Here is a 10577-nt window from a genome sequence, read left to right as displayed (position 1 = left end):
CCGGGTCGCTCACCACGTCGTGCCCGGCCACGCGGATCTGCCCGGCGGTGGGCGGGAAGATGCCGGTGATGGCGCGCATGGTCGTCGTCTTCCCCGCCCCGTTGGGCCCCACCAGGCCCAGGATCTCGCCGCCGCCCACGGTGAAGCTCACGTCGTCCACCGCCACGCGGCGGTCGTACGTCTTGGTCAGGCGCTCCACCGCGATCATCGGCGGCCCGCTGGCGTTGCTGGACATCGGTGCTCCGGTGGGCGTGCGGCAGGGTTGTTCGGAAGATGCGGATCGGCCGGCCTGCTTCCACGGAAGGCCGGCCATCAAACGTAGACGAACAGTAGCGAATCCGGCAGATGCGCGGCCTCCGCATCACCGCGGATGCGCAAGCGCGGGCGAGGTTCGGCGAGATGACGACGCATCGCCGGAGCCGTATCCAAAGACCTCACGCGGAGGCGCGAAGACGCGGAGAACCGCTCGCTCTCCGGCCGTTCTCCGCGTCCTCCGCGCCTCCGCGTGAGCCTTGCGGTCGAGCGCCCCCGAAAAGCTACCGGGCCGCGGGCCGGCCGCCTGCGACCCACGTGGGCGCGGGGCCGTCGGCGAGCATGCGGACGGCGCGGGCGGCGGCGTCGATCACCGCCGTCAAGTGCGTGAAGTCCACGCGGTCCACCTCGTCGCGCGGCGTGTGGTAGTCCTCGTGAAGGTTGAACGACGAGAGCGTGTGCGCCGGGATCCCCATCCGCGCAAACGCGATGTTGTCGCTGCGCTCGAAGAAGTTCTCGGCCGGCCGCGGGTCCGGCACGATGGGGATGCCCGCCTGCCGCAGCATGGCGCCCATGGTGGAGCGGTCGTAGCCCGTGAGCCAGCCCTTGCCCTCGCCGCCGGCGAGCGAGTCCGGCCGCCCGATCATCTCGATCTCCAGGTTGGCCTCGGTGCGCTCCAGCGGCACCACGGGGTGGGCCACGTACCAGCGCGTGCCCAGAAGCCCCACCTCCTCGCCCGTGGTCGCCAGGAAGATCACGGTGCGCCGCGGCCGCGGGCCGTGCGCCATCGCCCGCGCGATCTCCAGCACCGCCACCACGCCCGACGCGTCGTCGTCCGCGCCGTTGTAGATGGAATCGCCGTCCACCGGCTGCCGCACGCCCAGGTGGTCGTAGTGCGCGTCCACCAGCACCGCCGAGTCCCGCAGCACCGGGTCGCTGCCGCGCAGGATGCCCACCACGTTCACCCCGGTCACCCGCCGCGAAACCGGCGCGGTGTCGCCGTCCGCCAGCAGGCGCACGGTGCGGCGGCCGCTGGCGCTGGTTCCCACCACCAGCGGCACGCGCTGGAAGTAGCCGCTGTCGCCCGCCGCCTCCAGCCCGTACTGCCGCATCTGCTCCGCGATGAAGCGCGCCGCCCGCGCCGAGCCCGGCGCGCCGGTGGCGCGGCCCTCCATGGAGTCGTGGGCCAGCGTGCCCAGCGAGGCGCGCACGTCCTCGATGCGTACGCCCGCTGCGGGCGCGGGCCCGGCCGCAGCGGCGCCCGCCTGCGCGCTGGCCGCGGGCGTGGCGCATGCGGCGGCGAGCGGAGCGGCCAGCGCCACCGCGGCGCGGGCGAGGAGAGCGGAGCGGCGTTTCAGGGGCATGGGCCGTGGCGGACGGAGGTGTGCGAAAGGCGCGGCCGGGTGGCCGGACCCGGAAAATACCCCCCGCCGCGCATCCCCGGCAACGCCGCGGCGCCCGCGTGCGGCGGATCGAGCCACGGCGGAGCTTTCGGCAGATGCACGGCGGCCCCGCATCTACCGAGATCGCCGCGCGTTCCCGGCGACCCACGCGAGAATGACGGAAGGTGATGCGGGTGGCGCCGTCCGCGCGAACACGTCCAGGGACGGCCGAAGGAGTACGGCGAGGTTTGTGGATGCGGATGCGCCGCCGCCGCCGACCGGCAGGCTACGGCTCTGCGGGGGAGGATGCGTGGAGGACCTCGCGGACCTTGGCAGCCAGCGTCTCGGGGGTGAACGGCTTGCCCAGGAAGGAGGCGCCGTCGGCAAGCACGCCGTGCTGGCTGATGGCTTCGTCGTTGTAGCCGGACATGAACAGCGTCTTCACGCCGGGGCGGCGGGCCTGGATGGCGCGCGCCACCTCGCGCCCGTTCATCCCGGGCATCACCACGTCGGTCACCAGCAGCACGATCTCGCCCTCGTGCGCGTCGCACGCGCGGAGGGCCGCGGCGCCGTCGCCGGCCTCGATCACGGTGTAGCCGCTACGCTCCAGCACCCGCTTGGCCACGCGCCGCACCGCGGCTTCGTCCTCCACCAGCAGCACCGTGCCGGACCCGCGCACGGGGGCGGGCGGGGACGCGGGAGGCGCGTCGGCAGGCGCGTCGGCCGCGGGGAAGCGCACGGTGAAGGTGGTGCCGCGGCCCACGGCGCTCTCCACGCGCAGGTCGCCGCCGCTCTGCTGCACGATGCCGTACACCGTGGAGAGGCCCAGGCCCGTGCCCTTGCCCACCGGCTTGGTGGTGAAGAACGGCTCGAACACGTGCTCCAGCACGTCCGGCGTCATGCCCGTGCCCGTGTCGCGCACCCGCAGCTCCACCGTGGGCGGCACGGCCGCGGCGTCGCGGCGCGCGGAGAGGGTGAGCACGCCGCCGCCGGGCATGGCGTCGCGGGCGTTGACCGCCAGGTTCACCAGCACCTGCTCCAGCTGGCCCGGGTCCGCGCGGACCCACGCCGCACCGGGCTCCGCCTCCACCCGCAGCTCCACGTCCTCCCCGATCAGGCGGCGCAGCAGCTTCTGGGCGGCCCTCACGGCGGCGTTCAGGTCCATCACCTCGGGCAGCAGCACCTGCCGCCGGCTGAAGGCCAGCAGCTGCCGCGTGAGGTCGGCCGCCCGGCGGCTCACCCGGGCGATCTCCTCCAGCTCCACGCGCATCTCGTCGGGCCCGCCGTCCGGCAGGTCCGCCAGCAGCATCTGCACGTTGCCCAGGATGGCGGTGAGCAGGTTGTTGAAGTCGTGCGCCACACCGCCTGCCAGCCGCCCCACCGCGTCCATCTTCTGCGCCTGCAGCAGCTCCGCGCGGCTCTGCTCCAGCGCCGCCTCGGCCAGCAGCCGCTCGGTGACGTTCTGCACCATCCCGACGGCGAAGCGCGGCGCACCGTCGGCGTCTCGCACCAGCGAGACCGACAGCTCCGCCCACACCATGCCGCCGTCGCGCCGCAGGTAGCGCTTCCGCATCTGGTACGACGGCAGCGTCCCCGCCATCATCCGCGCGAACCGGTCCGCGTCCGCCTCGCGATCGTCGGGGTGCGTGAACTCGGCGAACGTCATGGCCGAGAGCTCCGCGCCGGAGTAGCCCAGCATCTCCTGCAGCGCGCGGTTGCTGCGCATGGGCCGTCCGCCCACGTCCACCTGCGAGATGCCGATGGGCGCCTCGTCGAAGATGGCGCGGAACTGCGACTCGGCGTCGCGCAACGCTTCCTCGGTGTGGGCGCGGCCCGTCACGTCGCGGTTGATGAGGAGCAGCGCGGGCCCGCCGCGATACTCCACCGGCGTGGCCGTCATCTCCACGCGGATGCGCCGGCCGTCGCTCCGCACCTGCTCCACCTCGAACCGGCGCGGCACACCGCCCGCGAACGTCTCCTTCACCTGCCTTCGCCCCGCCTCCACATCGGTGGACACCGCCTCGAGCGACATCCCCACCAGCTCCTCGCGCGCGTAGCCGTACAGCTCGCAGGCGCGCGGGTTGGCCGCCAGCACCTGCTCGCCGTTCACCGAGAGCACCAGGATGCCGTCCTGCGCGTGCTCGAACAGGCTGCGGTACTCCCGCTCCGCCTGGCGCAGCTCCGTTTCCATCTCCAGGCGGCCTGTCACGTCGCGCATGAAGGCGCTGTAGAAGGTGCCGCCCTCCTCGCGCCAGCTCGCCAGCGACAGCTCGATAGGGACGATGGAGCCGTCGCGCCGCTGTCCGTGCACCTGCACGGTCCCGCGGACGGTGCGCTCCCCGCCCGTCCGCGCGTGGCGCAGCAGCCCGGCCGAGTGCGCGCCGCGGTAGCCCTCGGGCATCAGCCGCGCGAGGGGGCCGCCCAGCACCTCGTGGTCCTCGTAGCCGAAGAGAGCGCGGGCCGCCGGGTTCCACTCCACCACGGTGTCGTCCTCGCGGGCCAGGATCACCGCGTCGGGCGTGGAGGCCAGCACCGACCGCAGCCGCGCCTCGGAACCGCGCAGCGCCGCCGCGGCGCGCGCCAGGTCCCTCTCGCGCACCCGGCTCTCGATCTCGGTGAGCGCCAGCGCCGCCAGGTCGCGCATGGTCTCCAGGTCCGCCTCGGTCCAGTCGCGCCGCCGGCGGTCGTACACGCAGAACGAGCCCAGCGTGTGCCCCTCGGCCGTGCGCAGGGGGATGCCGACGTACGCCAGCACTCCCATCTCCTCCACCGGCGGCGTGCCGCACAGCAGGGGGTGCTCGCGCGCGTCGGTCACCACCAGCGCCTCGCCGCTCTCCACCACGTGGCGGCAGAACGAGTGCGACAGCGGAAGCGTGCGAGGCGCGTTGGACTCGTCCTTGCCGGCCAGCGCCACGAAGTGCTGCGCGTCGCGCGTGAGCAGCGTCACGCCCGCCAGGGGCGCGTCCAGCAGGCGCACGGCAAGGCGCGACAGCCGCTCCAGCGCGTCGTGCGCGGGGGCGTCGAGCAGGCCCGCGCGCTCCACCGCGAGCACGCGGGCGGGGTCGTTCAGCGGCGACTGTGCGGATTCGTGCATGCCGGGCATCTGGAGGGGAACGGGGCGAGGTCCGCCCGCCCGTGCGGCGGCTGCATGGCCGCCCTGCTGCAACAACCTGCGCGCCAACCGGTTGCGAATCCGGTCACGCCGCTCCTGCTGAAAAACGCAAATCGCTTGCATCTGGCATTCGTCGTGCCGTTTCCCGTTTCAACGCGGGACGGATTGCGTCCGGGCGGATTCCGGCGCGCCGCAGCCGCCCTCACGAGCTCGGCCGCCGCGCGCGCCGCTCTCGTACGGCACCCGTGAAACCGCGGCGCGACGGGTTGCGTAGAGCGGCCAGGGTTTCCAACCGCAGTTCCCGAGAACCGGAGCACATCCCATGTTCGAACTCGTCACTTTCGGAATCGGCGCCGCGGTGGCGGCCGTCTCGGCGGTCGTCGGATATACGCAGTCGCGCGGCTTCGTTCGCAGCAAGCTGGCCTTCGTGGACGCGGTGCAGAAGGCGCCCGTGCCCTTCCTGGCCGGCCTGGGCGCCGCCATCGTCGCCTCGCCGGTCGCCGCGGTGCTCCCCCTCATCGGCGGAGGCACCGTGCTCGTCTTCGGCGTGGCGGTGGGCGCCGGCGTCGCGTCCGGCGTCAAGGACATCCGTGAGCGGCGGTTCCTCGCGCGGTAGCTCCGCGGGGCCGGCTGCTCTTCAGACGACGGAGCGCAAGCCGTTCACCAGGCAGTCCGAATCGTTCGCCCTCGCACGATCGCGATTCATCGCATCCGCCGAAGGAATCGGACGTAACGCATCTCGCGAACACCTACCGTCCGACGGGTTTCGGGAGCGCAGTGGATGATGAACACGGAGCCGGACTCGTCCTCCTCGGATGGGTCCGGCTCCCGTCGTTTCCGCAGAGGTCACGTCGCCCGTCATCCGCCTGCCCGCCGTCTCGATCCCGGCAGATGCGTCAGGACGAGTGGTCGTGGATGATGCGCCAGCCGGCGGGCGTCAGCTCCAGCGTGAGCGAGAAGAGGCCGGTGCCGCTCTGCGCGCCGGTGCCGCGGTCGGTCACGATCCAGCGCCCCACCGCCAGCGCGTTCCGCGGGCCCAGCGGACGCACCTCGATGTCGCGGAAAGAGAGCGTGCCCGGGAGCGGCGCGTTCGGGCGGAAGTAGCTGGAGCGGTACTTCTCGCGGATGGCGTCCTTCCCGCGCACCAGCCCGCTGCTGCCCACGAACGTGGTGCCCGGCGCGTCGGAGTACGGCACCAGGAAGCCCTCCAGGTTGCCCCGGTTCCACTCCTCGGTAGAGGTCTGGAGCAGCGCGGTGATCTCCTGCGCGGGCGAGCCGGCGGGCGGGGCGGCGGCCATGCGCGACCCCGCGCAGGCGCCCAGCGCGAGCAGTGCGGCGCACGCGAGCGTGCGGGCGAGCGGAGCGGACGTCATGCGGAGCCTCCAGTTCTGGATGGGTGTTCGGGAGATGCGAGACGATCGATCGGTAGAGCCGCGCGGCTCAGGCACCGTCGGGCGGAGCAGATTCGGCGGCTCGCGTACTCGTGTTGCGACGTACGAGCCGAGAGTCGAAGATGCGGGGCGGCTAGCCCGCCGCGCATATCCTATCTCTATCTACCGGCCACCCACGTCGGTAGTGCGGCGGGGGGCGGTGCCGCCCAGCAGCGGGAAGGGATCGACGTTCTCGCTCTCCCACCACCGGCGCGGGTCGGCCAGGTAGCCGATGGAGAAGTGCAGGTGGTAGTTGCCCTTGCCGGCGTTGCCCGTGTCGCCCACGTAGGCGATGATCTGCCCCCGCTTCACCGTCTGCCCTTCGGCCAGTCCCGCCACGTAGCGCAGCAGGTGCGCATAGTAGAAGAGCGTGCGCCCGTCCGGTCCCACCTGGTAGACGGTGATGCCGCCGATGCCGCCCGTGCGCAGCTTGAGCACCGCACCGTCCGCCGCGGCCACCACCGGCGTGCCGCCCGGCGCCATGATGTCGATGGCATGGTGCACGTGCCCCTCGCGCCCGTCCTCGTACGAGTCGCGCAGCTGCTCCGCGCGGACGCCCTGCACGGGGATCACCAGCGACGACACGGCCACGGGTGGCGGGCCGCTGTGCCGGTGCTCCGCGGCGGGCGCGGGCGACGAGCGCCGTCCGCGCGGCGCGGCGTACGGATCCGGGGCGCCGTGGAAGATGGCGCAGCCGTGCAGCAGCGCGAGCGCGGCCAGCGCAAAGGAACGGAAGAGAACGTGGCGTAGAGGGCGCATGGGAGCCTGGATCTTCCCGGCGTCGCTTGCCGAATGCGGGGATGCTGTGGCCCGGTGGCGGGCACGCGGAAGCTGTGGGCGAGGAGTGTGTCGAGGAGCGGGGCTGATTGAAGAGCAGCAATATAATGCGCCGCGCGCCGAGCGCATCCCCTTTCACATCCGCTCTTTCACTTCGCTTCGGGAGATGCGCGTCTCTCGATGCCGGCGGATGCCGCGAGCGCGCTGACGTGAAGGCCGTCAAGTCGGCCGAGCGAACGCGTGACGAGCAGGGCGGATGGCGGTCTATCCGGCCGGTGAGCGTGAGGATTCGGACATGCCGAGGTGGATCGTACGGCAGGGCGAAACATCTGTCCCCACGCGTTACGGCACCGCCGCGTGTGGACGAGACGAGGCTTGCGCTGGCGGCGAGGCGGCCGCATCATTATTGAACCCGCCACAACTGCACCTGCCACACGTTGCAGCGACGATCCCCCGCGTTTGGCTCGGCCCGGCAAGCTCCGTCTTCCCCGCCTTACCGCGTACCTGCCCCCGCGCGCTGCTCCCGCCGCGCGCCAGCCCCGTCCAGACCCATCGCAGGAGTTCGCCCCGTGCGCCGGTTCCCGCTCCCGCCCATCGTGGGCTCGTCCAAGTGCCCTCGCTGCTCCCGCGCCACCACGCGCATTCCAACGCCGCTCGTCTTGCGGCCGCTTCGCTGGCTGGCGGGCAAGGGCAGCACCACCCGCCGCTGCGACTGCTGCTACTGGTGGGGCGTCTCCCGCGGCCGCTGACCGCCCGCGAGGACTCCGGCGGTGCTCGACCGCCATTGACCCGCTTTCGACTGCGGTCGATGCCGGGATGATACTGTGATATGACAGACGAAGGGTGCCCAGCTATCGCAGCCGGGCACCCTTCGCGCATCGTGGACCGAATCCGACTCGCTCGGCCGAACCGCGCTCCATCCGTCATCGACTGCGCTTACACGATACGCCGAGGGGCATGGAGACGCGTAGCGGCGCCATCGCTCGATCGTGCGGCATGGCGCAAGCAGGTGGGGGAGATGTGACCAGCGCTTTTTCGTCGGAGGCAGAGGAGGCGAGGTGGAGCGTTTGTTCGTAGGCGTGGCGATCTCTGACGAGGTGCGGCAGGGGCTTGTGGATCACCTCGCTGGGACGGTAGGGGAGCGAGGGCTGCCGGGGCGGGCAGTGCCGCCGGCGAGCTGGCACCTCACGCTGCGCTTCCTCGGCGACACTGATCCCAAAGATGCGGAGAGGCTGCGCGCGGAGTTGCGGGCGGCGCCCCTGGCTGTTGCGTTCGAGATGGGCTTCGGGCAGATGGGTGCGTTCCCGCGTGCCGCGCGAGCGTCGGTGGTGTGGGTGGGCGTGGAGAGCGGCGCCTGCGCGCTGCGGGCGCTCGCCGCGGAGGTGGAGCGAGCCGCCGTCCGAGCGGGATTTGCAGCCGAGCCGCGTCCGTTCGCGCCTCACCTCACGCTCAGCCGCGTACAGCCGCCGCGGGACGTGTCCGCCGTGCTCCGCGCGATCCCGCCGTTCCGCGCACGGATGAGGGTGGATTCCGTCGTGCTCTTCCGAAGCCGCCTGGGCGCAGGTCCGCCCCGGTACGAAGCCGTCGAGACGTTTCCGTTGCGCTGACGGTTACTCGTCGCCCGACGGATGAGGCGCATCGGCTTGGCGTGATGTCGGGAGACGGGGAAGGAGGACGGCTGTCGTTCGGCTGCCGTACCCAAAAGAAGATGTACGGCGGGAGACGCGCGCGGCGTGATTTGTCCGTGAGCATGGAGGCACGCGGGGCTCCCGCCGGGGCGGGGAGACCCCGGACGTAGGCGGGCAGGCAGTATCGCCCGCCGGAGGAGGAGGCTCCCCGACCCCGCGTAGGAGACGGACGGGCAGCAGTACCGCCCGGCCGGCTCCGGAGCGGCCCGCCGCGAGATAGACAGCCCGTTCCCCCCCGTGGTACGAAAATCTCGGACGACGGCGCACCGGACGCGAACGGCGCCCGAAGCAAACCACGCACGGGAGGGCGGAGCGATGCAGCTCGAGGGCAAGGTGGCGCTGATCAGCGGCGCGGGATCCGGCATCGGGAAGGCGGCGGCGGTGCTCCTGGCGAAGGAAGGCGCGAAGGTCGCCGCCCTGGGCCGCACCCCGGAGCAGCTGGAGAAGGCGGTGCAGGAGATCAAGGACGCGGACGGCGAGGCCATGGCCGTGCTGGCCGACATCTCCAAGCCCGACGACATGCAGCGCGCCGTGAAGGAGACCACCGACCGGTGGGGCCGGCTGGACATCGTGTTCGCCAACGCGGGCATCAACGGCGTGTGGGCCCCCATCGAGGAGCTGGAGCCCGACGAGTGGGACCGCACGCTCGACATCAACCTGAAGGGCACGTTCCTGACGGTGAAGTACGCGGTGCCGTTCCTGAAGAAGCAGGGTGGCGCCATCGTGGTCACGGCCTCGGTGAACGGCACGCGCATCTTCAGCAACACGGGCGCGACGGCGTACTCGTGCAGCAAGGCGGCACAGGTGGCGTTCACCAAGATGATGGCGCTGGAGCTGGCTCCCAGCAAAGTGCGCATCAACGTGATCTGCCCCGGCGCCATCGACACCGAGATCGACGACAACACCGAGAAGCGCGACCTGGAGCACGTGGTGATCCCGGTGGAGTTCCCGGAGGGCAACAAGCCGCTGCGCCGCGCGCCCGGCACGGCCGAGCAGGTGGCCAAGCTGGTGCTCTTCCTGGTCTCCGACGCGTCGGACCACATCACGGGCACGGAGATGTGGATCGACGGCGCCGAATCGCTGATCAAGGGCTGACCACACGCGAACCGCGGAGTGCGCGATGCAGCAGGAGCCCGGGAGACCCGCCGGCGCCGGAGATGGACATGCGGACCGCGCGCCCGGAGCGACGGACGCCCCGCGAAAGCTCCCGGACGATTCGGAGCGCAAACCGTCCACCGGCGCCGAACCCGACTACGACGACCTGGTGGACGAGGCGAGCGAGGAATCGTTCCCGGCCAGCGATCCGCCGTCGTTCACTCCCTGACGCCCGTCGCCCCGTTCCGATGCGCGGCGCCTCATCTCCCGTGATCTTCCCGCGAGACGCGACGCGGCGGAGCGAGGCGGACCCGGCGGTGTAACAATCTGCCGACACGGAAGTTGCGACACGGCGGCATTTTCGAGGTGAGCACAGCCGCCGGACTCGGGAGATGAACAAAGGTGGCGCGGGCGGGACCACACGAACACCTGGGGAGAGCGCGTGAAGATCACCCTGATCTCGGACGAGCGGCTGAGGATCGAAGGCGGAGCGGGGCCGCTGACCATCGAGGCGGATTCGGCCGAGATGGTGTATTCGCCGTATCACATGCTGGCGAGCGGCCTGGCGAACTGCACCTTCTCGGTCCTGCACTCCTGGGCGACCAACGCCAAGCTCCCCGCCGACGACCTGGCGGTGGAGGTGACCTGGAAGTTCACCGAGAACCCGCACCGTGTGGGCAACATGGACGTGCTGGTGGACTGGCCGTCGCTGCCGGCGGAGCGGCGCGCGGCGGCCGGGCGCGCGGCCACGCTTTGCTCGGTGCACAAGACACTGGAGCACCCCCCGGAGATGTCGATAGAGGTGAGGCAGCCATGAGCTTCCCCGTGGTGCACTTCGTCT

Annotated in this window: 12 protein-coding genes; 7 read left to right on the top strand and 5 right to left on the bottom strand. The window is 71.7% G+C overall.

The genetic code is table 11. The features are described from left to right. From VFE05_00735 to VFE05_00725, 3 genes are all read right to left on the bottom strand, one after another. The coding region (locus VFE05_00735; GenBank protein ID HET6228568.1) for an ATP-binding cassette domain-containing protein at nt 1–235 on the bottom strand (235 nt) is incomplete at its 3' end. A 301-nt stretch (nt 236–536) separates the two neighbouring features. After that, nucleotides 537–1616 carry a M20/M25/M40 family metallo-hydrolase gene (locus VFE05_00730; protein ID HET6228567.1) on the bottom strand — a complete coding sequence of 360 codons (1080 nt, stop codon included), beginning with the start codon at nt 1614–1616 and terminating at the stop codon, nt 537–539. 304 nt (nt 1617–1920) lie between these two features. Beyond that, nucleotides 1921–4728 carry a PAS domain S-box protein gene (locus VFE05_00725; protein ID HET6228566.1) on the bottom strand — a complete coding sequence of 936 codons (2808 nt, stop codon included), beginning with the start codon at nt 4726–4728 and terminating at the stop codon, nt 1921–1923. Nucleotides 4729–4782: 54 nt separating this feature from the next. On the opposite strand from VFE05_00725, the gene VFE05_00720 reads away from it, so the two are divergent. Then, on the top strand, nt 4783–4995 hold the full coding sequence (locus tag VFE05_00720) for a hypothetical protein (protein ID HET6228565.1): 213 nt from the start codon (nt 4783–4785) through the stop codon (nt 4993–4995). Nucleotides 4996–5068: 73 nt separating this feature from the next. Beyond that, nucleotides 5069–5362 carry a hypothetical protein gene (locus tag VFE05_00715; protein HET6228564.1) on the top strand — a complete coding sequence of 98 codons (294 nt, stop codon included), beginning with the start codon at nt 5069–5071 and terminating at the stop codon, nt 5360–5362. A gap of 280 nt (nt 5363–5642) precedes the next feature. On the opposite strand, the gene VFE05_00710 is transcribed toward VFE05_00715, so the two are convergent. Both VFE05_00710 and VFE05_00705 read right to left on the bottom strand, forming a co-directional pair. Continuing rightward, on the bottom strand, nt 5643–6119 hold the full coding sequence (locus VFE05_00710; protein HET6228563.1) for a DUF4440 domain-containing protein: 477 nt from the start codon (nt 6117–6119) through the stop codon (nt 5643–5645). Nucleotides 6120–6299: 180 nt separating this feature from the next. Then, complete coding sequence (locus VFE05_00705; GenBank protein ID HET6228562.1) at nt 6300–6935, bottom strand: M23 family metallopeptidase; 636 nt, start codon at nt 6933–6935, stop codon at nt 6300–6302. A gap of 587 nt (nt 6936–7522) precedes the next feature. Here VFE05_00705 and VFE05_00700 point away from each other — a divergent pair. From VFE05_00700 to VFE05_00680, 5 genes are all read left to right on the top strand, one after another. Further along, on the top strand, nt 7523–7702 hold the full coding sequence (locus VFE05_00700) for a hypothetical protein (protein HET6228561.1): 180 nt from the start codon (nt 7523–7525) through the stop codon (nt 7700–7702). Between the two features lie 309 nt (nt 7703–8011). Beyond that, on the top strand, nt 8012–8560 hold the full coding sequence (gene thpR, locus VFE05_00695; GenBank protein HET6228560.1) for an RNA 2',3'-cyclic phosphodiesterase: 549 nt from the start codon (nt 8012–8014) through the stop codon (nt 8558–8560). Between the two features lie 396 nt (nt 8561–8956). Continuing rightward, nucleotides 8957–9736: an SDR family NAD(P)-dependent oxidoreductase gene (locus VFE05_00690; GenBank protein HET6228559.1), complete on the top strand. Its 780-nt coding sequence runs from the start codon at nt 8957–8959 to the stop codon at nt 9734–9736. Between the two features lie 25 nt (nt 9737–9761). After that, entirely contained in the window at nt 9762–9965 is a 204-nt protein-coding gene (locus VFE05_00685) for a hypothetical protein (GenBank protein ID HET6228558.1), read from the top strand. A gap of 213 nt (nt 9966–10178) precedes the next feature. Next, nucleotides 10179–10553 (top strand): OsmC family protein, encoded by a 375-nt coding sequence (locus tag VFE05_00680; GenBank protein HET6228557.1) that lies wholly within the window; start codon nt 10179–10181, stop codon nt 10551–10553. Nucleotides 10554–10577: the final 24 nt, after the last annotated feature.

This window comes from Longimicrobiaceae bacterium, from assembly GCA_035696245.1.
Classification (GTDB): Bacteria; Gemmatimonadota; Gemmatimonadetes; order Longimicrobiales; family Longimicrobiaceae; genus DASRQW01.
Note: the sequence above shows the minus strand (reverse complement) of the source record. Positions and strands in the feature narration are given on the sequence as shown.